General features: G+C 65.6%; 24 protein-coding genes and 2 pseudogenes. 10 read left to right on the forward strand and 16 right to left on the reverse strand.

All coding sequences use genetic code 11. The annotated features are described in order from the left end of the window. From BMZ17_RS20565 to BMZ17_RS20595, 7 genes and pseudogenes are all read left to right on the forward strand, one after another. Nucleotides 1-222: pseudogene (locus BMZ17_RS20565) on the forward strand (type 1 glutamine amidotransferase domain-containing protein); the annotation flags it as partial. Between the two features lie 8 nt (nt 223-230). Continuing rightward, nucleotides 231-521 (forward strand): DUF1330 domain-containing protein, encoded by a 291-nt coding sequence (locus BMZ17_RS20570; RefSeq protein WP_256371068.1) that lies wholly within the window; start codon nt 231-233, stop codon nt 519-521. After that, entirely contained in the window at nt 518-1,984 is a 1,467-nt protein-coding gene (locus BMZ17_RS20575) for an NAD-dependent succinate-semialdehyde dehydrogenase (protein WP_093144397.1), read from the forward strand. The genes BMZ17_RS20570 and BMZ17_RS20575 overlap by 4 nt, the downstream gene beginning before the upstream one ends. 21 nt (nt 1,985-2,005) lie before the next feature. Continuing rightward, nucleotides 2,006-3,460: an aldehyde dehydrogenase family protein gene (locus BMZ17_RS20580; protein ID WP_093144400.1), complete on the forward strand. Its 1,455-nt coding sequence runs from the start codon at nt 2,006-2,008 to the stop codon at nt 3,458-3,460. 52 nt (nt 3,461-3,512) lie between these two features. Then, nucleotides 3,513-4,280 (forward strand): alpha/beta fold hydrolase, encoded by a 768-nt coding sequence (locus BMZ17_RS20585; protein WP_093144403.1) that lies wholly within the window; start codon nt 3,513-3,515, stop codon nt 4,278-4,280. A 19-nt stretch (nt 4,281-4,299) separates the two neighbouring features. Further along, entirely contained in the window at nt 4,300-5,040 is a 741-nt protein-coding gene (locus BMZ17_RS20590) for an SDR family oxidoreductase (RefSeq protein WP_093144406.1), read from the forward strand. Nucleotides 5,041-5,536: 496 nt separating this feature from the next. Further along, the gene (locus tag BMZ17_RS20595; RefSeq protein WP_175485709.1) at nt 5,537-8,299 is read left to right on the forward strand and encodes a TonB-dependent receptor; all 2,763 of its coding nucleotides are present in this window, start codon (nt 5,537-5,539) and stop codon (nt 8,297-8,299) included. Nucleotides 8,300-8,420: 121 nt separating this feature from the next. Here BMZ17_RS20595 and BMZ17_RS20600 read toward each other — a convergent pair whose 3' ends face one another. Next, nucleotides 8,421-9,011 (reverse strand): TetR/AcrR family transcriptional regulator, encoded by a 591-nt coding sequence (locus tag BMZ17_RS20600; RefSeq protein ID WP_217645882.1) that lies wholly within the window; start codon nt 9,009-9,011, stop codon nt 8,421-8,423. A 120-nt stretch (nt 9,012-9,131) separates the two neighbouring features. Between BMZ17_RS20600 and BMZ17_RS20605 the strand changes: the two genes are divergently transcribed. The 3 genes from BMZ17_RS20605 (at nt 9,132) to BMZ17_RS21360 (ending at nt 10,751) form a co-directional block, all read left to right on the forward strand. Continuing rightward, nucleotides 9,132-9,584, forward strand: a complete 453-nt coding sequence (locus tag BMZ17_RS20605; protein WP_175485710.1) for an SDR family NAD(P)-dependent oxidoreductase — start codon at nt 9,132-9,134, stop codon at nt 9,582-9,584. A 336-nt stretch (nt 9,585-9,920) separates the two neighbouring features. Further along, the gene (locus tag BMZ17_RS20610; RefSeq protein WP_093144426.1) at nt 9,921-10,346 is read left to right on the forward strand and encodes a hypothetical protein; all 426 of its coding nucleotides are present in this window, start codon (nt 9,921-9,923) and stop codon (nt 10,344-10,346) included. A 114-nt stretch (nt 10,347-10,460) separates the two neighbouring features. Beyond that, nucleotides 10,461-10,751: a hypothetical protein gene (locus BMZ17_RS21360; RefSeq protein ID WP_139203043.1), complete on the forward strand. Its 291-nt coding sequence runs from the start codon at nt 10,461-10,463 to the stop codon at nt 10,749-10,751. Nucleotides 10,752-10,761: 10 nt separating this feature from the next. Here BMZ17_RS21360 and BMZ17_RS20620 read toward each other — a convergent pair whose 3' ends face one another. From BMZ17_RS20620 to BMZ17_RS20690, 15 genes and pseudogenes are all read right to left on the reverse strand, one after another. Next, nucleotides 10,762-10,977, reverse strand: coding sequence for a DUF2274 domain-containing protein (locus tag BMZ17_RS20620; protein ID WP_093144430.1), 216 nt, complete (start codon nt 10,975-10,977; stop codon nt 10,762-10,764). Further along, the gene (locus tag BMZ17_RS20625; RefSeq protein WP_093144432.1) at nt 10,974-12,248 is read right to left on the reverse strand and encodes a TraB/TrbI/VirB10 family type IV secretion system protein; all 1,275 of its coding nucleotides are present in this window, start codon (nt 12,246-12,248) and stop codon (nt 10,974-10,976) included. Before BMZ17_RS20625 ends, BMZ17_RS20620 begins: the two co-directional genes overlap by 4 nt. 2 nt (nt 12,249-12,250) lie before the next feature. Further along, nucleotides 12,251-13,228 carry a P-type conjugative transfer protein TrbG gene (gene trbG, locus BMZ17_RS20630; protein ID WP_093144434.1) on the reverse strand — a complete coding sequence of 326 codons (978 nt, stop codon included), beginning with the start codon at nt 13,226-13,228 and terminating at the stop codon, nt 12,251-12,253. Beyond that, nucleotides 13,225-13,929 (reverse strand): conjugal transfer protein TrbF, encoded by a 705-nt coding sequence (gene trbF / locus BMZ17_RS20635; RefSeq protein WP_093144437.1) that lies wholly within the window; start codon nt 13,927-13,929, stop codon nt 13,225-13,227. Before trbF ends, trbG begins: the two co-directional genes overlap by 4 nt. 12 nt (nt 13,930-13,941) lie before the next feature. Continuing rightward, nucleotides 13,942-15,252 (reverse strand): P-type conjugative transfer protein TrbL, encoded by a 1,311-nt coding sequence (trbL, locus tag BMZ17_RS20640; RefSeq protein WP_093144439.1) that lies wholly within the window; start codon nt 15,250-15,252, stop codon nt 13,942-13,944. Further along, nucleotides 15,249-15,527 carry a hypothetical protein gene (locus tag BMZ17_RS20645; protein WP_139203045.1) on the reverse strand — a complete coding sequence of 93 codons (279 nt, stop codon included), beginning with the start codon at nt 15,525-15,527 and terminating at the stop codon, nt 15,249-15,251. Before BMZ17_RS20645 ends, trbL begins: the two co-directional genes overlap by 4 nt. An 11-nt stretch (nt 15,528-15,538) precedes the next feature. Then, the gene (gene trbJ, locus BMZ17_RS20650; protein ID WP_254775512.1) at nt 15,539-16,234 is read right to left on the reverse strand and encodes a P-type conjugative transfer protein TrbJ; all 696 of its coding nucleotides are present in this window, start codon (nt 16,232-16,234) and stop codon (nt 15,539-15,541) included. Between the two features lie 29 nt (nt 16,235-16,263). Beyond that, the gene (trbE, locus tag BMZ17_RS20655) at nt 16,264-18,714 is read right to left on the reverse strand and encodes a conjugal transfer protein TrbE (RefSeq protein ID WP_093144455.1); all 2,451 of its coding nucleotides are present in this window, start codon (nt 18,712-18,714) and stop codon (nt 16,264-16,266) included. A gap of 4 nt (nt 18,715-18,718) precedes the next feature. Beyond that, a complete protein-coding gene (locus BMZ17_RS20660; protein ID WP_093144445.1) occupies nt 18,719-18,988 on the reverse strand; it encodes a VirB3 family type IV secretion system protein in 270 nt (89 codons plus the stop codon). After that, nucleotides 18,985-19,350, reverse strand: coding sequence for a TrbC/VirB2 family type IV secretion system protein (locus tag BMZ17_RS20665; protein WP_093144447.1), 366 nt, complete (start codon nt 19,348-19,350; stop codon nt 18,985-18,987). Before BMZ17_RS20665 ends, BMZ17_RS20660 begins: the two co-directional genes overlap by 4 nt. Then, entirely contained in the window at nt 19,347-20,360 is a 1,014-nt protein-coding gene (gene trbB, locus BMZ17_RS20670; RefSeq protein ID WP_093144449.1) for a P-type conjugative transfer ATPase TrbB, read from the reverse strand. Before trbB ends, BMZ17_RS20665 begins: the two co-directional genes overlap by 4 nt. A gap of 59 nt (nt 20,361-20,419) precedes the next feature. Next, nucleotides 20,420-20,818 (reverse strand): annotated as a pseudogene (locus BMZ17_RS20675) (CopG family transcriptional regulator); the annotation flags it as partial. Then, complete coding sequence (locus BMZ17_RS20680) at nt 20,815-22,818, reverse strand: conjugal transfer protein TraG (protein ID WP_093144457.1); 2,004 nt, start codon at nt 22,816-22,818, stop codon at nt 20,815-20,817. The gene BMZ17_RS20680 and the pseudogene BMZ17_RS20675, both read right to left, overlap by 4 nt. 196 nt (nt 22,819-23,014) lie before the next feature. Continuing rightward, the gene (locus BMZ17_RS20685; RefSeq protein WP_093144453.1) at nt 23,015-23,929 is read right to left on the reverse strand and encodes a LysR family transcriptional regulator; all 915 of its coding nucleotides are present in this window, start codon (nt 23,927-23,929) and stop codon (nt 23,015-23,017) included. Between the two features lie 348 nt (nt 23,930-24,277). After that, nucleotides 24,278-26,227: a DUF3363 domain-containing protein gene (locus BMZ17_RS20690; protein ID WP_093144459.1), complete on the reverse strand. Its 1,950-nt coding sequence runs from the start codon at nt 26,225-26,227 to the stop codon at nt 24,278-24,280. Nucleotides 26,228-26,484: the final 257 nt, after the last annotated feature.

Below are 26,484 nucleotides of genomic sequence, written 5' to 3' on the forward strand. Positions count from 1 at the left end.
CGGGTCACCGGCTTCACCAATACCGAGGAAGCCGGCGTCGGCCTCACCGAGGTAGTGCCCTTCCTTGTCGAGGACGAACTCAAGGCCAAGGGCGGACTCTACTCGCAGGGTCCGGACTGGGGTTCGTACGTGGTCACCGATGGCCTGCTGATTACCGGCCAGAACCCGGCCTCCTCGGCCGAAGCAGCTGCCGTGCTGATCAAGCAGCTCGCCGGGGCATGAGTGCCTACGTGGTGATGATCCGCGAACGCGTGACCGATCCGGATGCACTGGAAACGTATGCGCGGAACGCACCACAGGCGCGCGAAGGGCACGACATCACGCCGCTGGCGCGTTACGGCGCCCTGGACGTGCTGGAGGGCCCGCCGATGGACGGCGTGCTGATCCATCGCTTCCCCACCATTGAACAGGCGCGGGACTGGTACCACAGCTCCGCCTATCAAACCGCAAAAGTGCACCGCGAACGCGGTGCCGACTATCGCGTCTTCATCGTCGAAGGCGTCAAGGAAACCGAACAATGACTGCACGACTGAATCAGTTGAAGGCCGCCGGCTGGCTGCGCGAAACCAACTTCATCGATGGCCAATGGGTCGCCGCCACCGCCGGCGAGCGCCTGCCGGTGGACGACCCGGCCACCGCACAGACGATCGGCCACATCGCCTGGTCCGGAACACACGAGGCCGAGCTTGCCATCGATGCCGCGCACGCTGCCTTCGGCGCCTGGTCGATGACGACCGCTGCCGAACGCGCGGACCTGCTGCAGGCCATGGCCCGCACCATCCGCGACAATCTCGATGACCTGGCCGGCCTGCTCACCCTTGAACAGGGCAAGCCGCTGGCCGAGGCCCGCGCCGAGATCAAGCTGGGTGCCGACTATGTCCAGTGGTTTGCCGAAGAAGCACGCCGCATCAATGGTGAGATCATTCCTTCGCCGTGGAAGGGCCGGCAGATCCAGGTGACCCGTGAGCCGGTCGGCGTGGTCGGCGCGATCTCGCCCTGGAATTTCCCGTTCTCCATGCTCTCTCGCAAGATCGCCCCGGCGCTGGCGGCCGGCTGCACGGTCGTGGTCAAGCCGTCGGAATTCACGCCCTACTGCGGGCTCCTCTGGGGCGTGCTGGCCGAGAAGGCCGGGATTCCGAAGGGCGTCATCAACGTGGTGACCGGTGACGCGATCGCGATCGGCAACGCACTGAGCGGCGACCCTCGGGTGCGCAAGCTCACCTTCACCGGCTCGACCCGCGTCGGCAAGCTGCTCTACGCACAGTCGGCAGCGACGATGAAGAAGCTCTCGCTGGAGCTGGGTGGCAATGCGCCGTTCATCGTGTTCGACGATGCAGATATCGACCAGGCGGTCGAAGGCGCCATCGCGTCCAAGTTCCGCAACAGCGGCCAGACCTGCGTCTGCACCAACCGCTTCTATGTGCAGGACGCGGTGTACGACACCTTTGCCCAGCGCCTGGCCGAACGCGTGCGCACGCTGCGGGTCGGCAACGGCTTCGACGCCGACGTGCAGCAGGGTCCGTTGATCAACCAGGCAGCCGTCGACAAGGTCCAGTCGCATGTTGCCGATGCACGCAGCAAGGGCGGCCGCGTCCTGACCGGCGGCGAGCCGCACGTTCTGGGCGGAACCTTCTACCCGCCCACGGTCATCGTCGATGCGACCGAGGACATGCTGATCGCCCACGAAGAAACCTTCGGCCCGGTCGCCGCGCTGTTCCGCTTCACCGACGAACAGGACGCCATCGACGCTGCCAATTCAACTGAGTTTGGCCTGGCCGCGTACTTCTACAGCACCAATCTGTCCCGCGTCTTCCGGGTCTCGCGGGCGCTGGACAGCGGCATGGTCGGCATCAACGAAGGCATCGTCACCACCGAAGTGGCGCCCTTCGGCGGCGTCAAGGACAGCGGCATCGGCCGAGAAGGTTCGACCCACGGGATCGACGAATACCTGAGCCTGAAGTACGTGAGCCTCGGCGGCCTCTAACCCCACACTCTGGAGCATCCCATGCACACCGCAGCCAAGCGGATCCAAGCCGATCGCCTGTTCGACGGCCCGTATTACCTCAGCATCGACGGCAACCTCGTCGAGGCCGACGCCACGTTCGATGTCTTCAACCCTGCCACCGGCGCGGTCCTGGCCCAGGCACCAGCCGCCACGACAGCGCAACTGGACCAGGCCATCGCTGGCGCGAAGGCTGCATTCAAAGGCTGGTCGGCCCTGGGCTACGACCGACGCCAGCAGTACCTCAACGATTACGCCGATGCGCTTGAATCCCATCGCGACGAACTGGCCCGCCTGCTGACGCTGGAACAAGGCAAGCCGCTCAAGACCATGGCCGAACCCGAAGTGGACCAGTCGATCTCCTGGATCCGCCAGATCGCGGCGCGCCGTATTCCGGTCGAGATCGTCGAGGACAACGAGGACCACCTCGTCGAACTCCATCACACGCCGCTGGGCGTGGTTGGCGCGATCACGCCGTGGAATTTCCCGGTGCTGCTGGCCCTGTGGAAAGTCGCCCCGGCCCTGATCACTGGCAACACCATGGTGATCAAGCCCTCGCCCTTCACCCCGCTGTCGACGCTGCGCTTTGGACAGATCGCACAGTCGGTGCTGCCACCGGGCGTGCTGTCGATTATCTCGGGCGGCAATGAGCTCGGTCCGCAGATGACCGCCCATCCGGATATCGCCAAGATCAGCTTCACCGGCTCGACCGAAACCGGCAAGCACGTGATCCGCTCAGCCGCCGGCACCGTCAAGCGCCTGACCCTGGAAATGGGCGGCAACGATGCAGCCATCGTGTTGCCGGATGCGGACTGGCCATCGATCGTGCCGCAGCTGTTCTGGGGCGCGGTCGGCAACTCGGGGCAGTGGTGCGTGGGCATCAAGCGCCTCTATGTACACCGCGCGTTCCACGCCGACTTCGTCCAGGCCTTCGTCGATTACGCCAGGCAGCAGACGCTGGGCGACGGCCTGGATCCGGATGTCACCGTCGGCCCGGTCCAGAACAAGATGCAGTTCGACAAGGTCATCACCTTCCTCGACGACATCAAAGCCAAAGGCCAGAAGATCGTCCTGGGCGGCGAAATCGATGCCAGCCGCCCGGGCTACTTCATCCCGGTCACCGTCGTGGACAACCCGCCGGAAGATTCCAGGATCGTGCAGGAAGAACAGTTCGCCCCGATCGTGCCGATCATTGCCTACGACGATGTCGACGATGTGATCGCACGCGCCAACGACAGTCCGTTCGGGCTGGGCGGCTCGGTCTGGGGCCGCGATACCGCTGCTGCCGTGGCCGTGGCCAATCGCCTGGAGACCGGCATGGTCTGGGTCAATGAGATCCACACCCAGGGCGTGGATGTGCCCTTCGGCGGGCAGAAGCAGTCCGGCCTGGGCACCGAGCACGGCAACGAAGGACGCCAGCTCTTCACCAATCCCAAAACCATCCTGATTCGCAAGTAGGCCACGGCTGCGTCGCGCGGCTCTCGCACTCTTCCATTACAGAGAAATCCCCATGAAAACTTCGTTTCGTTGTGCCCGTATCGCCGCCGCGCTGGCGGTTGCGTTCTCCGTCTTCGGCGCCAGCGCCGCTACCGCAGCCCCGGTGAAGAACATCGTCCTGGTCCACGGCTTCTTCGCCGATGGCTCCGGCTGGAAAGCCGTCTCGGACATCCTGACCCACGACGGCTACACTGTCTCCATCGTCCAGGAACCGCAGACTTCCCTGGCCGACGACGTCAAGGCCACGCTGGGCGTGGTCCGCCTGCAGCCAGGCCCGAGCATCCTCGTCGGCCACAGCTACGGTGGCGCGGTGGTCACCGAAGCGGGCAACGATCCGCAAGTGGCAGGCCTGGTCTACATCGCCGCCTTCGCGCCCGACGCCAACGAAAGCCTGGCCACGCTGGTCGAGAAGATCCCCGGCGCGACCAAGGCGATCAAGAAGACGCCAGACAACTTCCTTTACCTCGATCCGGCCCAGTACCACGCCGACTTCGCCGCCGACGTGCCGCTCGCGCAGACCACCTTCATGGCTGCCTCGCAGGTCATGCCCTCGGTGCAGGCCTTCACCGCACCAGTGTCCAGGCCAGCGTGGAAGACCAAGCCGAGCTGGGCGCTGGTGGCGACATCCGACCGCACCGTCAATCCGGACCTGGAGCGCTTCATGGCCAAGCGCGCCGGCAGCACCACCGTGGAGGTGGACAGCAGCCACGCTGCCTTCCTTTCCCACGCACCCGCCGTGGCCAGGCTGATCGAACAAGCCGCGGCCGGTTCGGCCGAATAACACCCAAGGATCTCACTCTATGAACAACAACATCGCAGGCAAGACCGTCCTCATCACCGGCGCTAGCGTAGGGATCGGTGCAGAAGTCGCCAGACACTTGGCCGCACGCGGCGCGAAAGTCGCCCTGGCCGCGCGCCGCAAGACGATGCTCGACGGCGTGGTCGCGGACATCGTCGCCAGCGGCGGCCAAGCGCGCGCCTACACACTGGACGTCACCGACAAGGCGCAGTTCGGCCAAGTCGTGGACGCCACCATCGCCGATTTCGGCGCATTGGAGGTGCTCATCAACAATGCGGGACTGATGCCGATCAGACCCATGTCGGAGGTCAATACCGACGAATGGGACGCGATGATCGATGTGAACCTCAAGGGCACGCTATATGGCATCGCCTCGGTGCTGCCGGGTTTCATCCAGCGCAAGCGCGGCCACATCATCAACCTGAGCTCGGTGGCTGGGGTCAAGGTGTTCGCGCCCGGTGGCACGGTGTACTCAGGCACCAAGTTTGCGGTCAGCGCGATTTCCGAAGGCCTGCGCCAGGAGGTCGGTGGCAACATCCGGGTCACCTGCATCGAGCCGGGCGCGGTAGAGAGCGACCTCAAGCACAGCACCTCTGGCACGGCCAAGGACACGGTACTGGATTTCTACAAGCAGGCCATCCCGGCCGCCTCGGTTGCCCGCGCGATCGCCTTCGCCATCGAGCAGCCGGCCGATGTCGACATCAACAACATCGTGCTCCGTCCAACGAGCCAAGACTTCTGAGTTCAGCTTCCGAACAAGTCTTCGTTACAACCCTCGACAAGTACTCATTAACATTCCTAATCACTTGCTCGCCGAGGAGCGATTTCGGCTAGAAGCGGCCGCCCTTCTCTACCCTTGATAACGGCGCCTAATCGTCCGTTGGCGTATTTGATACTACGTAGTCGATAGACATGCCATCACCTAGGGACGATCGGCACGGCTAGTGACGTTGAATTCCGTTGTCTCTGTTGCAGTAAATTCATTGCACTTGTCGCCATACATCACATCCTTGCAACACGAAAACACACAGCGAAATGCGCCAAGGCCTGCTGCTTTGCAGTGCAATTTGCAGGCGAATTCAACGCCATTTCGTTACGCAACACGCACTTACGTTGTGCAGCAAATTCCATTGTGATCAAACGTTGACTTCCTGAGATCGCCGTCGCTATCAAGCGCCGTCATTCGATCCCGGGAGGGCATGATGGAAAACAAATTCGTACGAACGCCGAACAGCGTCATGTTGCGCACACCGATCGCGCATCACCTCGCCACGGCTTGCTGCATTGCGATTCTCTCAGCGGCGCAGGCTCAGGCGCAGCAGGTTCCAGAGGCCGACAGTTCGGCCACCGAAGCCGAGCAGGAAGGCGCCAAGACTCTGGACCGGGTCAAGGTCACCGGCATCCGTGCGGCCATCGCCAATGCGGTGGAGAAGAAGAACGAAGCGACCTCGATCGTGGAGACGATCTCGGCCGAGGACCTGGGCAAGCTCCCGGACGTTTCCATCGCCGACTCGCTCTCCCGCCTTCCAGGCCTGGCCACACAGCGCGTGGATGGCCGCGCCCAGGTCATCAACATCCGCGGCATGTCCGAACAGTTCGCCGGCACTCTGCTCAACGGCCGGGAACAGGTCAGCACGGGTGACAGCCGCGGCGTGGAGTTCGATCAGTACCCTTCCGAGCTGATCAACGCCGTCACCGTTTACAAGACCCCTGACGCCGCACTGGTCGGCCAAGGCCTCTCAGGCACCGTCGACCTCCAGGCGATCCGTCCGCTGGACCTGTCCGAGCGACGCGTGGTGTTCAGTGGCCAGGGCGAGTACAACTCGCTGGGCAAGGTCAGCGCCGATGCCAAGGACAAAGGCTACCGGGCCAGCGCTTCCTATGTGGACCAGTTCGCCGACCACACCATCGGGGTGGCACTGGGGTTTGCCCGGCTCAATTCGCCGTTCCAGGAGCAGCACTACAAGTCCTGGTGGTGGGCCGACCTGGACGCGGTGGACTGGGGCGATGCTCCGCAGGCCGGCCGACCTGCCAATGCCATTGCCCAGGAAGGCACCGAGGCCTGGGTCAAGTCACGCCAGCTGCAACGCGACGGCCTGATGGGCGTGTTCGAGTTCAAGCCCAACGACAGCCTGCACAGCACCCTGGACGTGTACTACTCCAAGTTCGAGCAGGACGAGGTGATGCATGGCCTGATGTGGAACAACGACGCCTGGTTCACCGGCCCGGCCGGACCCATCAGCTACAGCAATGCCCAGACCTCCCTGGTCAACGGCTACCCAGTCATCACCAGCGGCACGCTCAACAACGTGCAGCCGGTGGTGCGCAACGACAGCAACCACCGAGAGGACCGGCTGTTCTCGGCGGGCTGGAACACCCAATACAAACTCACTGACGCCACCACGCTCACCGCGGACCTCAGCTACTCCAGGGCCAGGCGCCAGCAGTCCACCCTGGAGCTCTACGCCGGCCCGCTGGGACCGCAGAGCATCGATTTCGACCTCACCACCTCACCGGGTTTCTCGCAGTTCTCGCTCGGCGACATGGCAGACCCCAACGCCATCTACCTGTGGGACCCAGAGGCCTGGGGCCATGATGGCCGCCTGGAAATCTCCGAGCAGGAAGACACCATCAAGGCCGCGCGCTTCGAGTTCAACCACGAACTGGACAATGCGGTGATCCGCAGCGTCGATGCCGGCGTGAACTTCAACAAGCGCACCAAGCAGAAGATCTCCTCGGTCTACTTTGCCTTCCTTCCCGGCGATACCCCGGTCCTGGTCGATCCCTCGCTGCTGTATGCACCCACCTCGCTGGACTTCGCCGGCATGGGCGATGTTCTTAGTTTCAACCCGACCGCGGTGCTAGACCAGTACTACGACGTGGTGCTGAGCGAGAGCAACGACGACCTGCGCAAGGATTTCATCGTCGAGGAGAAGGTCAACACCTACTTCGTCCGCGCCAACATCGACATGGACCTGACCGACCGCATCCGGGTGCGCGGCAACGCTGGCATGCAGTACATCACCACCGACCAGTCTTCCACCGGCTTCAATGCGGAGAACGCGGCCGTGGTCGGCTCACAGACCCTGGGCACGCAGTACAGCGACGTCCTGCCCAGCCTGAACCTGGTGTTCGACTTCGGAGATGGCTGGCTGATCCGCGCCTCGGCGGCCAAGGTAATGATGCGTCCGCCGATCAACTACCTCAGCGCGGCTTCTGCCGCCGGCGTCAGCACCACCGCGCCCTACCTGTGGTCCGGCAGCGGCGGCAATCCGACCCTGGAACCGTATCGGGCCATGGCCTTCGACCTGTCCTTCGAAAAGTACCTGGGGCAAGGCAGCTACGTGTCCCTGGCCCTGTTCCGCAAGAACCTGGAAACCTACGTCTACCTGCAGACCCTGCCCTGGGATTTCAGCGCCTATACGCCTGATCCTGACGGGCCGACGCCGCTCTCCAACATGGGCACCTTCAGCACCTGGGCCAACGGCACCGGCGGCTATATGCGCGGTGCCGAGCTCTCCACCTCGCTGTTCGGAACCCTGATCAGCGACGCGCTCGATGGTTGGGGCACCCAGCTCAACGCCAGCTACACCGCTTCCTCGATCGACCCGGATCCCAACGACAACACCCCGGGCACCGACACCATTCCCGGACTGTCCAAGATCGTGGCCAACGCCACCCTGTTCTACGAAAAATACGGTTTCGGTGCGCGCATCAGCCAGCGCTATCGCAGTGCGTATCGTGGCGAATACAGCGCCCTGTTCGGCCAGCGCCAGTACCTCAACACGATGGCCGAGCGCACCACCGACCTGCAGCTGAGCTATGCCTTCGGCGAACAAAGCAAACTCAAAGGGCTCTCGCTGCTGTTCCAGGTCAATAACCTGACCGACGAGCCATTCCAGACCTCGATCAGCGAAAGCACCGGCACCGGCCTGTTCTTCCCGGGCGAGTACACGCTCTATGGCAGGCAATACCTGCTCGGGTTCCGCTACGAACTCTGACCATCAAGGTGGCCACCGGCGATCAACGCCGGTGGCAGATCGACCAGTCGCCGACCAGGAAGCCCCCATGCAATTCCAGATCGATCACCACGCCGCTGGCGCCACAGATCAGCGGTCAAGGTCAGCCCGGCGTCTTCGCCAGCGCTGGCGCCTTCTCGCGCGTCAGAGCGAAGGTGACCCTCATGCATCGCTCCAACGACGAGGTGTTCTCCGGAAGCCGCCATCGCTCTTTGGCGATGCGCAGGTTGCCGACCGCAATCAACGCGATCAGCCGCGCCTCGTCATCGGGCAGGCGCTTGCCCCAAACCTGCTTGAAGGTCTGGGCCAACGCCAACTCCAGATCCACGTAGCCTGCATCCTGGCGCTCGCGCAATCCGTCCGTAGCACCCAGCAAACGGTCGACGTGGAGCAGCTTGGGGCTTTCATATTTAACCGCCAGGCGCGTCATCACCTGCTCGATCGCCCCCAACGGCGCACACGACTGCCCCAGCTCGACAACGCCTTGCAGGATCTCGTCCTTGAAGTCGGTGGTGGCGCACCCAACCAGGACTTCTTCCTTGGACTTGAAGTAGTGGAAGAAGGTCCGTCGTGAGATGCCGGCAGCCACCGCCAGCTCGTCCAGTGTGGTGGCTTCAAAGCCTTTCGCGATGAAAAGGCCCAAGGCTGCCTTGGAGATGCGCGCGCGTGTCTCTTTGCGCTTTTGCTGACGCACCCCGCCTTCTTCGAGTTCCTTAACTGCCGTCTTAACCACAAGTATTGGCCCCTTTGACAAATTGCACTCAGTGCAAATAATTTCTGCACTCAGTGCACAGTGTCTAATCAGGGGTTCAACGTGGCAACTCCAAAGATCTGGTTCATCACGGGCGCCGCGTTTGGATTCGGTCGGATCTGGGCCGAATCGGCGCTTCAGTGCGGCGACAAGGTGATCGCCACAGCGGCCAATCTCGATGACCTCGATGATCTGGTCGCACGCTTCGGAGAGGCCGTGTTGCCGTTGCAGCTCAATGGCACCCGGCAGGATCGTGTGTTCAAGGTCTTTACCGAAGGACATCGCCACTTCGGCCGGATCGACGTCGTGCTCTGCAGCACCGACCACACCTATCAGGGCGTCATCGATGCGCTGGAACTGCGGCTGGTCCGCAGCAGCCTGTCCGGAAGCCTGCGCTGCGCGGTGTCGGTGCTGCAGTCCGCCCTTCCCTATCTGAAGCAGCAAGGGCATGGGCAGATCCTCACCCTATCGAGCATCAGCGTCGATGCGCGTCGTCAAAATCGCTATTTGCTATAGGGATGAAACAACGACGCTGCTTCTCTACAGAGGAGAAGCATTCGTTGCGTTTGGAAGAGCGTTCCTGGTGCTGGAGTGGGAAAACAGGGAGCGCCAGGTACCGCTACAAACCGCGGCCCTGGATCCATCACTGCTCATTCGCAGCCCACCACCTGGCATCCCGGGCGATGCCGAGTGGACCTACATGGTCAATGCGCCGGTGCGTCGGCGATGAGCGATCGCAGGCACCGCCGCCGTACAGCATCGAGATCCTTTGCGAACAGGTTCAACGACATCGCCTCCAAGCACACATTCCGGAGGCGATCTTTTTCCTTCCAGCGTGTCCCCAGAGACTCCATGAGCGAATATTCCGAAGCAGTGGCCGCGAATTTCTTCTTCCGGCTTCCCAGTGATGTGTCCTTCCACGTCGACACCCTGTGCCAGCAGGGGCTGACGGAATTTGAAATCGTCAGCTTCATCATGGAAACCTATTTCGGCGCCAGCAGCGAACTGCGGACGCCACATCTGGATAGGCTCCGTCTGGAGATGCGCGAGGCCAGTCCTAACCCGGCGAAGGTGGCCACGCACCGGACCATGAGCCTGGTGGTCGGCTACGAGCATGACGCCTGGCAGGCACTGCTGTCCGACGTCCTGGAATCCTACCTGCCGAGCGATCGACAGTTGCTCACGCTGTTCGAGGCATGCCTGTCCTACCAGATCTTCTCTTCCGAGTTCGCACGCACCCTGCTTGCCAGATCAGGCGCGCCGCGGCGCAGGTTCTAGGCCGCTCCCACAGGTGTGCTGCAAACGTTGAGGATGGCGTCCACCGCAGTGACATCACCGACACGCAGCTGACCGGAGACTGGCCAGGCGCAGCTTCGATCGGGAGTGATCAGCATGGCCACCAAGAAGACCACCAAGGCGACGAAAAAGGCGAGCAAGGCACCCTGGAACAAACCCGCACCCGCCAAGAAGGCACCGGCCAAAAAGCTATCATCGGCCCAGAAGGCCAAAGCCAAGACCCTTGCGAAAAAGGCAGGGCGCCCCTATCCCAACCTGGTCGACAACATGGCGGTGGCCAAGAAAGCGGCCAAGAAGACGACGAAGCGAGTCAGCAAGGCGGCGAAGAAAGCCACCTCCAAGGTAGCGAAGAAGACCGCCAGCAAGGCTACGAAAAAACCTGCATGACCCACGACGCTCAGCGTGCCTTGCGGAACCCCCGGTCGCGGGCCATGAAGGCCTCGAGCATGTGAGGAATCAATGCGGCGGCATCGACCTGCTCTCCGTAATCCTGCGCATGCTGGCTGGCGTAGCGATCCAGCTCCTGCTTCAACGCAGCCGGACAGACGAAGGTGAGCCTGATGCTCTCGGTGCGCGGCAGCGGCCCAAGGCTCAATCTGCGTAGGTCGGTCATGGCGTGTTCCTTCCGACGAACAGTGGCTGGTAAGGGCGCAGCACCAGGTCGCGCTTGACGATGATGCGTACCGGCAGACCCGGTCGCTCGATCAGGGTCGGCTGTAGATCCAGGTTCCTGCGACTCAGATCCTGGCCCACCTGGTCGACGCTGTCCTGCAGGCTGTCGCGCCCGGCAACCACGACCGTACTGCCATCACCATCGTTCTGGGGCGCGGCCAGCTCCGCGGCCATGCCCAGCATCGTGGTGAGCGCGGCGCCAGCCACGATGCGACCCCAATGCCAGTCCACCCCATCTTCAAGTCCCGCATATCCGGCCGGATCGGTGCCCGGCAGGTTGTCCAGCGTGAACGATGAAGTGTCCGGCAGGATGATCCTGTCCCAGACTACCTGGACCCGGCGCTGGCCGAAGCTCACCTGGCTGTTGTAGCGGCCCAGGATGCGCGAGCCCTGTGGGATCAACAGGGAGTGACCGGTGGCCGTGTCAAAGACCGGTTCGGTGACCGTGGCGATCACCTCACCTGGCAGGTCCGAGCGGATGCCGGTGACCAATGCCGCGGCGATCAGCGTGCCGGCCATGACCTGGTACGGCGATACCGGGCCCTGCATTACGCCGCTGCTTGGGGCTTGGCCAGTCGTGCCGTCAGCGAACGCCTGCTTCTGCAGCTGGCCGTTCTGGGCCATCGCCGGATCCTGCACTGCGCCCTGCGGCAAAGCCGCCGGGCCTGGCGTTGCGTCGGGCACTGTTGCCGATGCAGGTGTTGCCGCGGGGCTCGGCACCATGGGCGCCACCGCCGTGTGGTCCTGGCTGGTCCGGAAGAACACCGCCGAGCCGGCGGCATCTTCGGACGCCTTGCGCTGCAATTCCGGGCCCGCGGCCTGCTGTCCTGGCGCGTCGTAGGTAGCCGTGACCGGCGCCTGTGCCTGCACGATCGCAGGCCCCAGGTCCCCCGGTAGCGGCGGGCCCAGCTGCGGCACCTGCGCCGGCAGGGCGGCGTAGTCGGCAGGCAGGCGCTGCAGCCCTTCCGAGCGTGCGACCTGATCGACGTTGTAGAGCTCGTCCGGCGCTGCGGTCTTTGCGGTGGTGGCGGGCCGCAGCGACCACAAGGTGGCCAGCAGCACTAGGATCGACAGCATGGCGGCCAGGGCTGCCAGCATGCGCCGATTCAGGCGCGTGACCGGGCGTGGCTGTGCGCGCAGGGCGACACGCTCGGCATCGAGCTTGGGCGCTGCCGGTGGAGGAGACGGCGGTAGTCCCTGTTCGGGCTGCATGGTCAATGACCTCGCCCGGCATCGGTACGCGCAATGCGCACCACCTGCCCCTTGTCGCCGCCCAGTCGCAGTTCTGCCGCGCCGAACAGCCGATCGACGATGTAGTAAGGCGCGCGGTAGCGGTAGTTGACCAGCTGGCCGTCGCCCTGCGGTCCGATCACGAACAGCGGCGGCAGCTCGCCCTGGGCGATCCCTGCAGGGAACTGGATGTAGACCTTCTGCCCGTCATCGAAGGCACGCAGTGGTTTCCACGGCGGATCATCGCCACTGACGGCATAGGAGAAGCGCAACTGCTCCAGGGTCAGGCCGGTTTCGATCGGCGTGGCGGCCCTGTCCAGCTGCGCCTGCCGCTGCAGGGCCAGCATCCGGTCCTGCGGGTAATCCCAGGATGCCGAGGCCATCCACGCGCTCTCGGTCGAGGTCAGCTCCAGCAGGTAGGCACGCCGGCTGGTGGTGATCACCAGGTTGGTCTTCAGCCCTGCCCGCACCGGCTTGACCATGACGTTGACGCGTTGCTCGCTGCCACTGCCGCTGGAAGTGTCGCCGACGATCCAGCGCACGGTGTCGCCCGCAGCCACGGTCACCAGCGTCTCGCCCGGCTGGAGCGCGATCACCGTGACCCTGCCAGGTGCCGCATAGAGCTGGTAGAGCGCGCCTTCGGTGTATGGCCAGACCTGCACCGCGTTGAGATATCCCTCGCGACTCGGCGCCACCCGTGCCTGGGCATTGGCGCGTGTCACCCGGATGCTGGCATCGGCCGGCTCTGGTGGCGATGACTCAGGTGCAGGCAATGGCTGCGGCTGCACCGTCACAAGCGTCTGCGCAGCTTGGGGCGAGGCAGGTGTTGCCTTCAGTTCGGGCGTCGACGTGGCGGTGGCCGGCGTGTCCAGGGAGATGCGCGGTGGCGCAAGCGGCCTTGGCGAGGCGCAGGCTGCCAGCGTTGCCAGGACCAGGGCAAAAACGGACGTGACAGGCTTCATGGCAGGACTCCTTCGGCTGCATCGAGTTCGCGGCTCCACGACAGTCCATTGATGTAGATGCCCAGTGGGTTCTTGCGCAGGCGCTGTTCGGTGCGCGGGGTCTGCAGGACGATGGAGACCACGGCAGTCCAGTGCTGGTTGCCCGCTGGCGCGCCATTGACGAAGCGCTGTTCGGTCCAGCGCACGTTGAAGGACGAGGCGCTGGCGCGGACCACGCTGGTGATCTGCACGCTCACCGACTCCCTGCCCACGCGCGCGAACGGGTCATTGCTGCGCGCTTCTTCGTTGAGCACGGCGGCACCGCGATCGGTGGTGTAGTCGTAGGCATCCAGCCAGCTCTGCCGCACCACGACCGGGTCGATCGACAGCGAGCGCACCAGAGTGATGAAACGCGCCAGGTGGAAAGCGATCTGCGCATCACCCGGCCGGTACGGCGTCAGGGCCTGGCCGATCGCACGCACCTGGCCGGCCTGGTCCACTTCCACCACGTAGGGCGTGACGATCGAGCGGCTCGACTGCCAGACCAGGGCTGCGCTCATCGCCATGGCCAGCAGCAGGCAGCCGAAGGCCATCCATCGCCAGTTGCGCGCCTGCACGCGCGCCGAGCCGATCCGCGCATCCCAGGCCTGGCCTGCTGCCTGGTAAGGCGTGAGGGGCTGCGGTGTCGTGGCGTATCGCACCTGCGGTCGCTTGAATCGCATCTTGGCGCTCCTCTAGTGGTGGTGCTGGTCAAGGTCAGGGCCCTGCCCTGATCCGCCGCCATCGCCGCCGCGCAAGCTGTGCGCAACGGTGGTGGCCGCATGGACCATCTGCTGGCGTCGATGCAGGCGCCTGGCCCAGGCAGGCTGTGGTGGCTCGGACGTGCCCTGCACAGCGCGTGCGGGACCATTGATTGGGTCGTCAGCGCCAGGCGCGTTGAAGATGGTTGCGGCGCGATGGCCGAGCGACCGGGCACCACGACGGGCCAGCTGGCCGATCCCCGAGAGCGCGCCGCGGGCACCGCCGCCTGCAGCCAGCGCATCGCTCCTGAAAGTTGCCCGGGACGCGCGTGCGGCGGCACCCGCCGTGCGCGCCCCACCGACCACGGTGCGTGCGGCCGCCGGCGCCATGCGCGCACCGGCCACCACGGCCGTGCCGACCCCGGTTGCGGCAGCGCCCAGGGCCACCGCGCTGCCGGTTGCGCCCATGCCCGCGCCCACCAGGGCACCGGCTCCCAGCTGCGGCGCGCCTGAGACCAGGCCGGTGGCGATCGCCGGGCCATAGATGCCCAGGGCAAGCAGCGACAGCGAGGCCAGCATCACCACCAGCGCATGGTCGATCGAGGGTTCGGCAGGCATCGGTGGGAACTGGGCAAACAGGCCGCTGCCGATGCCGACGATGACCGCCTGCACCAGCACCTTGATCCCCGCGGCGATCACATTGCCAAGCACCTTCTCGGCCAGGAACGCGGTCCTGTTCCACATGGCGAACGGCACCAGCACGAAGCCGGCCAGCGTGGTGAGCTTGAACTCGATCAGGGTGATGAACAGCTGCACGGCCAGGATGAAGAAACTGGCGATCACCGTGAGCCAGGCCAGGAGCATCACCCCGATCGGCACCGAGTTGAAGAACAGGTCCGGGAAACCGACCAGCAGGTTGATCTGCTCCAGGATCGGGGCGCCCGCATCTATGCCGGCCTTGGCCAGGCGACCGGGCTGCAGAAACGTGGCCATGTCCATGCTGCCGGTCGCGGCAAGCCCAAGGCCGGCGAACGAGCGCAGCACGATGTTGGCCAGCAGGTTGAAGTTGCCGATGATGTAGGCGAAGGCCCCGACGTAGAGCACCTTGCGCACCAGCCGCGCCATGACGTCTTCGCCCTGCCCGGTGGCATGGCCCATGGCCCAGTACAGTCCAGCCAGGGTCATGTCGATGGCCACCAGCGTGGCGGTGAGGAAGCTGACCTCGCCGCGCAACAGGCCAAACCCCGAATCGATGTAGGTGCAGAACACCTGCAGGAAGTGGTCGATGATGCCGACATCGTTCACGGCCGTGCCTCCACCGGCGCATCGAAGCTGGCCGGGATCGGCGGCAGCTGCTCAAGACGCCGGTATTCGTCCGTACCGCTGGCACCGGACATCATCCGCTGCAGCTCGGCCTGCTCCACGTGCTCGCACAACGCATCGCCAAGCTCGCCGCGATGGCAGGCCGCCAGCAGCACGTGCAGGTCCGCAGCATCGGCAGGCGCGCGCGGTTCGCGTGCCTGGTCGACGCGTGCGCAGCCGCCGAGCAGCAGCATCAGGCCGATCGTTTGAGGTCGCATGCCGGCGCTCCTCACGGGTCCAAGACGTTGACGGCCTGCGGCGTGTACGGCGTGCCACTGCCCAGGAAGCGCTCGCTCACCAACCGCCCGCGCTCGAGCGCCTCTGCCTGGCGCGCCAGCTCCAGCGCCTCGGCCCGGCCCTGGGTGAGCTCAAGCTGCTGGGCCTGGATCGATTGCTTGGCCTGTAGCGCCAGGAGCTGGTTGGTGGCCTGCGTGGCCTGCAGCGCACCGGTGGCCGACTGGCTCTGGGCCACCAGGTCGGTCAGCACGCCTTGATCGGCACTCAGATTGGAGGAGACCTGTGCCTGCATCTGCAGGGCGGTCTGCAGGCCGGCACGCGCATGCTGCCAGCGCTGCAGCGCGTCGGCGTAGAGCTGGTTGCCGCTGACGGTCGCGGCGTACTGGGCCGGATAGAGCTGGGCGAACTGCGCATCCAGGCTCTGGACTTGGTAGGACAGCCCCTGCGCCTGGGCAATCAGCTGGCTGGTGGTGGCCAAGGTCTGGGCCAGCCGCTGGCTGACATCGAACGGCAGGCTGGCCAGGTTGCGCTGCTCGTTGACCAGCATCTGCGCCTCGTTCTGCAGCTGCCGGACCTGGTTGTTGATCTGCTCGAGCGTACGCAGTGCGGTCAGCGTGTTCTGGATGAGGTTGGTGGGATCCACCACCACCCACTGGGCGCGGGCTGCATGTGAGATGAGCGCCAGCATCGCCAGCGCGATCGCATAACAGGATTTGCTCATGTCCTTTGCTCCAAGGCGTGATCGAGACGGGGCAATGCGGAAGTTGGAGCGGCGAGCAGCAGATCGGCGGCCCAGGCCAGGCCGCGATGGCGCAGCCAGGCCTGCGCGAACGCATCGGCGCCGGCGCCGGCGAGGATCTGGTCGATGTCGCGCTGGTCCTGCGGACTGGAAGCGCCGGCAAATGCAAGGGCGATGGGTCCCAAGTCCAGATCGAACAGGCGGTTGCCCAGCCGCGACTGGTAGTAGTAGTCATGCCTGGGCTGTGCGCCGGCGATGATCTCGATCTGCCTGCTGTTCAGGCCAAAGCCCTCGTAGACCGTGCGCACCTGGGGTTCCGCCGCCTGCGGGTTGGGCAGGAAGATGCGACTGGCGCAGCTTTCGATGATGGATGGGGCGATCGAGGAATGCTGGATGTCGGCCAGCGACTGGGTGGCAAACACCACGCTGACGTTCTTCTTGCGCAGCGTCTTGAGCCATTGGCGGATGCGGGCGGCGAACAGCGGGTCATCCAGGAACAGCCAGGCTTCATCCAGCACCAGCAGCGTGGGCGCGCCATCGAAGCGTTCTTCCAGCCGCACGAACAGGTACTGCAGCACCGCCATGGCCGCCCCCCTGGCGTGCATCAGCTCTTCCATCTCAAAGCATTGCACCTGGCCGCTGCCGAGCAGATCGCGTTCGGCGTCCAGCAGCTGTCCGTGCGCGCCACCGAGCATGTAGGGCGCCAGCGCCTGGCGCAGCGCGTTGGACTGCAGCAGCACCGACAGGCCGGTCAGGGTGCGCTGCTCCGCAGGCGCACCAGCCAGGCTGCACAGCGCCGTCCATACCGCCAGCCGTTCTTCAGGCCCGACGTCGACGCCTTCCTGCGCCAGCCGGCCCTCGATCCAGTCCGCAGCCAGGCTGCGCTGTCCGTCCTGGTCGATGTGCGCCAGCGGCTGGAAGGCCACGCGCCCTTCGGCGCCCAGGTCGTAATGCTCGCCGCCCAGTCCCAGGATCGTGGCGCGCATCGAGCAGCCCATGTCGAAGGCAAAGACGCGTGCGCCACGGTAGCGCCGGAACTGGGCCACCAGCAAGGCCAGCAGGACCGACTTGCCCATGCCGGTCGGGCCGGCCACCAGGGTGTGGCCGACATCCCCGATGTGGGTCACCAGGCGGAACGGGGTATGGCCCTCGGTACGGGTGACGACAAGCGCTGGACCATCGAGGTGGGCGTTACGCGCCTGCCCGGCCCACACCGCTGATATGGGCAGCACGTGGGCCAGATTGAGCGTGGAGACGATCGGCTGGCGCACGTTGGCGTAGGCGTTGCCAGGCACCGAAGACAGCCAGGCCTCGACCGCGTTGAGCGTCTCGGGAATGGTGATGAATCCGCGGCCCTGGATGATGCGCTCGAGCAGGCGCAGCTTGTCCTGCGCAGCGCTGGCGTCGGGGTCAATGACCGTCACGGTCGCGGTGATGTAGCCGTAGGCGACCTGATCGCTGCCCAGTTCCTGCAGCGCCGCATCGGCGTCGGCCGCCTTGTTGCTGGCGTCGTTGTCCACCAGCGGCGACTCCTGCTGGAAGATGCTCTCGCGCAGCAGCGCCAGCACGCTCTTGCGCTTGGCAAACCACTGCCGCCGCAGCCGGGTGAGTTCCTGCTCGGCCTCCTGCTTGTCCAGGCAGACGAACCGCGTGCTCCAGCGATAGGCAAAGCCGAGCCGGTTGAGTTCATCGAGCATCCCCGGCCAGGTCGAGGTCGGGAACCCGCGCACGCTGGCCACCCGCAGGTGTGCATCGCCCAGCATCGGTGCAAGCCCACCGGTCAACGGGACGTCGGCCAGCAAGGCATCCAGGTGGAACGGCACCTGCGGCAGCGCAACGGGATGCTGGGCCGTGGAGATCGTGCCGTGCAGGTAGGTCAGAGTCTGGGCATCGTCGAGCCAGGCGATCTCGGGCATCACGCCCTCAAGCAGATCGCAGATGCGATGGCTCTCCTCGACGAACGCGGCCAGCCGCTGGCGCCAGTCCACGCCCTGCCCCGGCTTGTGCTCGTAGAGCAGGCCAGCGGCACGCCCGCGCGCGTCCTGCGGTGGCAGGTACTGCAAGGTCAGGAAGTAGAGGCTTTCGAAATGGCTGGCCGACTCTTCGAACGCCGCGCGCCGTTCCTGGTCGATCAGCCACGACAAAGGTTCGGGGAATTCGGAGTCCGGATAGTCGGCGGTCGGCCGCCGCTGCGCCTCCACGTACAGCGCCCAGCCGCTGCCGCACCGGCGCAGCGCATTGTTCTGGCGTGCGGCCGTGGCGATCAACTCACCTGGGGTGGCGCTGTCCAGGTCCGGGCCACGGAAGCTCGCGGTCCGCTGGAAGCTGCCGTCCTTGTTGAGTACCACGCCAGGGGCCACCAGCGCCGCCCACGGCAGCCAGTCGGCCAGAGACTCGGGCCTGCGGCGGTATTCGGTGAGGTTCAACATGGCCTCACGCATCCAGCAGCGGCTTGTGCCGGAGATGGCGGACAAAGACCTGCATGAACTGCGGGTCGATGCGCGCGCCCCACACCGCCAGCGCGTGGCCGACGCTCCACAGCAGCGCGCCAGGGATCCACATCTGCAGGCCAAGCCCGACCGCCGCGGCCAGGGTGCCGTTGGCGATGGCCACTGCACGCGGCGCGCCGCCCAGCAGCAAAGGCTCGGTCAGTGCCCGATGCAGCGGCACCTCGAACCCCGGCAGCTCGTTGCCCGCGCTCATACCAGGGCACCACCGGAGAAGGAGAAGAACGAGAGGAAGAAGCTGGAAGCGGCAAAGGCGATGGTCAGACCGAACACGATCTGGATCAGCTTGCGGAAACCCCCGCTGGTGTCGCCGAAGGCCAGCGCCAGTCCGGTGGAGATGATGATGATCACCGCCACGATGCGCGCGACCGGTCCCTGGATCGAAGTCAGGATCGACTCCAGTGGTCCTTCCCAAGGCATCGAAGAGCCGGCTGCGCGTGCACGGCCCATCGCCAGCGACAGGGCCGCACCGACGATCAGGCTCAGGCGCGCAGGCGCGGCCAGGGCTTGCCGCCGCGGCAGGTGATGCACGGGCCAGGATTGCAGCAAACGCTTCATGGCAGCGCTCCTTTGAGGTCTCTGTTGGGGGAAGGTGGAAGTGCTGGCGGCAACAGGGCATCTGCCAACAGGTAGCGACGGCCATCGAGCCCTTCGACGCGCACGATGTTGTCGATGCGCCGGCGCTGGCCGCGGCCGGTGATGTGGACCACCACGTTGATGGCCTCTGCGATCAGCGCCTGCGGCGGACTGAGCGCGACTTCCAGGATCAGCTGCTCAAGGCGCAATAGCGCGCCCAGGGCAGAGCCTGCGTGGATGGTGGCAATGCCACCGGGATGGCCGGTGCCCCAGACCTTGATCAGGTCCAGCGCTTCGCCGCCGCGCACCTCCCCCACCACCACCCGGTCCGGGCGCAGGCGCAAGGTGGCGCGCACCAGTTCGGCCATGCTCACCACGCCCGGGCGCGTGCGCAGCGCCACGTGGTCGCGAGCGGTGCACTGCAACTCGACGGTGTCCTCCAGGACCAATACGCGGTCGCCGGTCGCGGCCACTTCCGCAAGCAATGCGTTGGCCAGGGTGGTCTTGCCGGTGCTGGTGCCACCGGCGATCAGTACGTTCAGGCGATCGCGCACCGCCTGGCGCAGGAACACCGCCTGGGCGTGGCTCATCATTCCTGCCTCCACGTAGCGCTGCAGCGGGATGACGCCGGTGGCGCGCTTGCGCAACGCAAACGCTGGCGCGGGTGAAGCCGGCGGCAGGATGCCCTCGAAGCGCTCGCCGCTCTCGGGCAGCTCGGCGCTCAGCAGCGGGCGACCCGGATGGACCTCGACCCCGACGTGGGCGGCCACCAGCCGGATGATGCGTTCGCCGTCCTGCGCCGACAGCTCCATGCCCAGCGGTGCGCGTCCGCGCGAGAGTCTGTCGACCCAGACCGAGCGGTCCGGGTTGAGCATCACTTCCACCACGTCCGGATCCTCCAGCGCCGCGGCGATGCCCGGTCCCATCGCCGTGCGCAGCATGCGGATACGCCGATCCAGCGAGGTGGCGATCGAGTCGGTGTGCGCGCTCATGGCAACGGCTCCCCATCGGCGGACGGCGCCGACTCTTGTTGGGTAAACCCAGGCGCACCGACCTCATCGATCACATCGCGCACCAGGCTTCGGCCGCGCGCCAGATGGCGGGCGAGCTGCTCCACGAATCGCTCGAACCTGGCCTTGCCCTGGGCTCGGGCGGCCTCCTGCTGCGCTTCGGAGACCGGCGGGGTCACGGTCAGTGCGTAGCGAACGAACAGCGCCAGGGTTTCGATGGCAATGCTCTGGTCACGCTCAAGCCGCTCGAACTGGCGTGCCAGCCGATCCAGGCGCCTGGCGATCGCCGCTTCGCGGTGATCGGCGGCATCGGGCGACAGCCACGAGGCCAAGGCCGCTGCCACGATCGAGGACTTGGAAACGCCCTTGCGGACTGCAAGCTGGTCCAGTCGCCGTGCATGGTCAGGGGCGATGAACAGGTTCAGGCGGTACTGGCTCATAGGACGATCCCGTCGTGATCGTCCAGGCAGGCAAGCCTGGCGGCGCGATCCATGGACCGCTCGGTCACGCTCGGCAGCGCGGGCGCGAAGTCCTCCGCATCGAGCAACAAGAGGTCATCGGGATCATGCTGCGGGTCATCCACGCCTGCGGTTTGTACGAGCACCGGCTGCAGGCGCGGCCCACCTTCGCCATCGGCCAGGCGCTCTGCCTGAGCCTGCGAGACGGCCGCCACGTCGTGGAGCTGGACCGGCGGTACCGCAGTCCAATCATCGCTGCGCGCTGGTGGCAGGTCAGGACAGACGCCATCTCCAAGCGCCGGTGGCGCCAGCAGGCGACGCCGGAAGTTGGTATCGAGGAAGTAACGCAGCTTGCGCGCGCGGATTGGCGCGACGCTGGAGACCATCACCACGGCCTGGTCGGGCGGCAGCTGCATCACTTCGCCGGGCGTCAGCAGCGCCCTGCTGCTCTCCTGGCGCGACACCATCAGGTGGCCAAGCCACGGCGCCAGGCGGTGGCCTGCGTAGTTGCGCTGCGCGCGCAGTTCGGTAGCCGTGCCCAGCGTCTCGGAGATCCGCCGCGCGGTGCGCTCGTCATTGGTCGCAAACGCGATGCGCACATGGCAGTTGTCCAGGATCGAGTGGTTCTGTCCGTAGGCCTTGTCGATCTGGTTGAGCGACTGGGCGATCAGGAAGCTGCGGATCCCATAGCCGGCCATGAAGGCCAGCGCGGTCTCGAAGAAATCCAGCCGGCCCAGCGCAGGGAACTCGTCGAGCATCAGCAGCAGTCGATGACGGCGGGCGATGCCGTCGCTGCCATCGAGCGATTCGGTCAGGCGCCGGCCGATCTGGTTGAGGATCAGCCGCACCAGCGGCTTGGTGCGGCTGATGTCCGAGGGTGGCACCACCAGGTACAGCGAGACCGGATGCTCGGCAGAGATCAGGTCGGCGATGCGCCAGTCACAGCGCGAGGTGACCTGGGCCACGGTCGGGTCGCGGTACAGGCCCAGGAAGGACATGGCCGTGGACAGCACGCCGGAACGCTCGTTGTCGCTCTTGTTGAGCAGCTCGCGCGCGGCCGAGGCCACCACCGGGTGCGGACCTTCGGCCAGGTGCCTGGTGGTCATCATCCGCGCCAGGGTCAGCTCGAACGGACACGCAGGATCGGAGAGCACGTTGGCCACCGCGCTCAGGGTCTTTTCCGGATGCGCGTAGAGCACCTGGAGGATCGCCCCGACCAGTAGGGCATGGGAGGTCTTCTCCCAATGGTTGCGGCGCTCCAGCGCGCCTTCGGGATCGACCAGGATGTCAGCGATGTTCTGCACATCGCGGACCTCGTGCACTCCACGGCGCACCTCGAGCAGCGGGTTGTAAGCCGCCGACCGGGCGTCGGTGGGATTGAACAGCAGGCAGTGCGAGAAGCGCGCGCGCCAACCAGCGGTCACCTGCCAGTTCTCACCCTTGATGTCGTGGATCACCGCCGACGCGGTCCAGCTCAGCAGCGTAGGAACCACCAGCCCCACGCCCTTGCCCGAGCGGGTCGGTGCGAACGCGAGCACGTGCTCCGGACCGTCGTGGCGGAGGTAGCGACGCCGGTCCAGCCCCAGCATCACCCCGGCGGTGCCATGCAGCCCTGCAGCGCGGATCTCGGCCGGACTGGCCCAGTGCGCCGAGCCATAGGTGGTCGCCTGGCGCGCCTGGCGCGAGCGCAGGACCGACATCGCCATGGCCACCATCGCAGCCAGCAGCCCGCCGGAGCCTGCGATGACCCCACCGGCGTTGAACACCTTGGGTGCATAGGCATCGAAAACGAACCACCATTCGAACAATTTCCAGGGGCGGTACACCGGCCGGCCCCGCAGCTCGAACCAGGGCGCGCCCAGGCGCGGCTGGTGACCTAGCGCTGCGGCGGTCCACTGGGTGGCCATCCACACGCCGGCGAGCGCGATCGCCAGGACTGCGACCACCTGCCCCATCAGCACGCCCTGACCCCTGGTCCCCATCGGCATCCCCGTCGTGCCGTGGAAGGCAGCACGCGGCGGCGAGAATTGGACTCAGCTCCACAGACGGTCAAAGACCGTTATCAGCATGGCGGTGCTGGTTGCCGTCACAGTGCGCGCCAAGTCCAGCCGCGGCACGCATCGCATCAGCCAGGCGTACTGCAGGGCACACGCAACTTCATCCTGGCAGGCGCGGTTCCTATGACCCTCTACCGTCGCTGGGACCAGCCTCGGACACGCCCAGGCCCGTGCGCGCGAGAAAGCTGCGCAGCGTGTCCTGGCCATGGTCGGCACGGCGAAGCAGGTAGGTGGTGAGCACCGGGCTGCGCTCACCCAGCGGACGGGCAATCACCCCGCTCTCCCGGGCCGTGGCGAACTGGTTGGAACCCAGCAGTGCCAGGGCAAAGCCTGCAGCAACCAAAGCCATCATCAGATCGATCGAGCCAACCCGTTCGGCCACGATCGGCTCGCAGTCGATCCGCCTGAGCACGCGATCGATCTGTTGCGCATAGCCCTCGAAGACCTCCAGATCCGGAAGCACGAGCGGATAGCGCAGGAGCTCCTCCAGCGGGACGGCCTTGAAGGACAGCAAGGGATGCCGTGACGGCACAGCCACCATCAAGGGGTCATGCCATACCGGATCGGCGACAAGCTGCTCGCCCACATCGCCGGAGCCTGCGAAGCCGACATCGTAGAGGTCTTCAACCAGGCCCTTGACCTGCTGGGCAAGCGCTGCCCGGTGCAGCCTCACATCGACCTCTGGTTCCTCCAGCCGGCATTGCGCCAGGAAGTTGGCGAAGATGGCAGGCGGCATACCATCGGACAGCGCGACCCTGAGCTGGTCGTGGAAACCCCTCGCTGCAGCCCGGGCGCTTTCGCGTGCCTGCTGGACCGCGATAAAGATCCGCGGGGTGTGCTGCAGGAACAGCTGGCCGGCCCGCGTCAGCCGCGTACTGCGGGTGGTGCGGATGAACAGCTGTACGCCCAGATCTTCCTCCAGTTCCTTGATCGTGCGCGACAGTGGAGACTGCTCGATATGCAGTCGTTCGGCGGCGCGGGCAAAGTGCAGCTCTTGCGCGACCGCAAGGAAACAGCGCAGATGACGCAGATCCATGTAATGACGCCCCTTGATGGAGCGGCACCTGAGTCCATTCAACAAAGCGATCGCATTGACCTGGCCGCCGGAGTCGAGCCTCCGTGCCGCGAGCGTCACCGTGCGATGGAATCAGAGCCGTGCTTGCCTGATGCGCCTGGGCATCCGCCATCGACGAGCCGGCTTCGCCCCCCTGTTGATGCAGGAGCGATTTGGTCTGCTCCTGGACCGAGAATGCGCGCGCATGTTTGGCGCTGCAATAGATGCACGGCGCCGATGTTGTCACCCTAGAAAACCGTTCAAAAATCGTCCATTAATCTTCAACCCCTTGCGTCTGATGCACGGCGTCCGATCACCCATCGCCAGGCTTCAGATCTGCGGTCCGCGCCGGGCACTGATGTCCCATGAGATTCCCAAGCCAGTGCTGGTCGCTGCCAACTGCTGTCCTATCCGGGGCGCGATCACCGGCTTCCACGGCACCAGGCTGAACTGCCTGCCGTCATCGAGCATGGCAAAGCGCCCGCTTGCCAGCATCAGGTCTCGGCGATAGATCCCGGCCACGCGCTGTCCATCGGCCAGCGGCAAGTGCACCAGGCCCGTTTCCTTGGTGAGGGTTTGCCCCACGCGGGCAAGTTCACGCGTGCGCAGGGTCCGCAGCAGATTGCGTGGCAGGACGATGCGCTGATCCCGCTTCCGGGCAAGGCCGAGCTCGACCAGGAAATCGCTGCGTGCACCTAGCGCCTGCCGCACCTGCCCACCAAAGCCCATGCTGCCCAGATCACCAGCGCCACCAACGAGCTGCTGGTCCAGCCAGGTCGCCCCGATCGCCCTGACCTGGCGCGCGATCGGCAGGTGCGTTTTCAGCTCGACCTGCAACCCTGCGCCCAGGCGTTGTGCGTCATAGGCACGTCCACGCTCGACCAGGTCCTGCGGCACCCGCCAAAGTCCGTCGCCGATGCGCTCCACAATCCCGGCCCGCCGCAACGCTTCCAGCCTGCGGACATGACCGTCGAGCATGGCCTGTGGCTCCGGCACTTGCCGCTCGACAAGCGCGGCCAGGTCTCGCGCTGCGCGATAAAGCCCCGCTTCGCTCAAGCTGGCGATGCTGCGGTCCGCTGCGCGGGCGGGCACGTTGGTCGTGGCATGGACGATCGCGTCCAAGGGATACTCCTCAAGACCTGCGCCACGTGGTAGCGCGACGTAGTAAGCCCGACCGTCGGTGGCATCGACGACCAGATAACCGCTGTCATTGAGCTCGTCTGCGAGCCCCTTGCCGAGCACACAACCGCAGATGGCCGGCACCTGCGTACCGGCTTCGAGCACCACGAGCCCCCGCTGCCGGTTGCCAAGTGCGCGCTGCATGGTGCGCAGGATGTCGCCACGCTCTCCCATCGTCCTGAGCGTGGCTTCGGCATGGCCAGCGATGGTCCACTGCCCAGGCGCCAGGCTGGTGGCCAGACCCATGGCCTGCAGTTGGTGCAAGCGACCGACCAGCAGCGCTCGCGGGGCATGCAGCCGTGTAGCGGCCAGTGCCTGGCTCTTGATCAGGCCCTCCGGTGCCATGCCTTGCAGGATGCGGTCCAGGCCGGTCCAACGTGCCTGCTTCACCTGGTTCCGGTATGCCTGCTCGATCTCCTGCTTGGAGCGGTGGCCGAGCCATTCGTTGGCTAGTCCCGAAGCACGATGGCGGATCCCGTTGGCGATGTAGTCGCCGGCGATGATCAGGTCCTTGCCTGCCTGGTCCTTGCCTCGCAGGACCACATGGGTGTGCGGGTTGTCCGTGTCCCAGTGGTCCACGGCGGTCCATTCCAGCCGTGTCCCCAAGTCCCCTTCCATGCCCGCCATCAACCGACGGGTGTAGGTACGCAGGTCACCGAGCTGCTCGGCATCTTCCGGCGAAATGATCATGCGGAACTGGTGTCGATCGCCACGCCCGCGCGCTTCGAAGGCGTCGACGTCACAGGCATCGGTACTGGGTCCGTAGGCCCTGCCTGGTCCTCCATGGCGATCCACCCCATCGCGCTCGATGTAGCGCAGGTGCATGGCAGTGGAACGTGGCGTGGACCGGGCCAGGTTCACCAGCCGCACCTTGACTGCCACCCTGCGTGCGCCACGGCCTAGATCGCGCGCCAGGAACCTGGCTGCGACGTGACCTCGGCCGAGCCGCGACGCGGGTCGGGGACCCATCCGTCCCCCTGGTTTCGGCAAGCCCGTGCCGGCCTGGTTCGCCTGGCGCAGCACCTTTCCCAGGAAGCCATCGCCGCGCTGCCTTGGCGCTTTCAGGCGCGGTCGGAAGTACTCCTCATCGCCACCGTTCAAGTGTCGGCTCCAGCCAGTGGTGGCGCGGCCAGGCGCAGGAAGCACGCCGCAGCGCCTGGCATGGCGAGGTCTGTGAGCAAACGACGGCACGTAAGGCATTGTCTCGGCGTGCCGCACCGCGCCCATGTGCAGACACGCACCTGGCGAGCCGGGGTGCCGCCTCCTTTTATCTTGCCTGACTGTTTCGGGCTCATTTTGCAAGTGGGCTTTTCATTGCTCATCTCCTCAGTCCACGTCGATCGAGTGTCTGGTGACTG

This window comes from Pseudoxanthomonas sp. GM95, from assembly GCF_900109775.1.
Taxonomy (GTDB): Bacteria; Pseudomonadota; Gammaproteobacteria; order Xanthomonadales; family Xanthomonadaceae; genus Pseudoxanthomonas_A.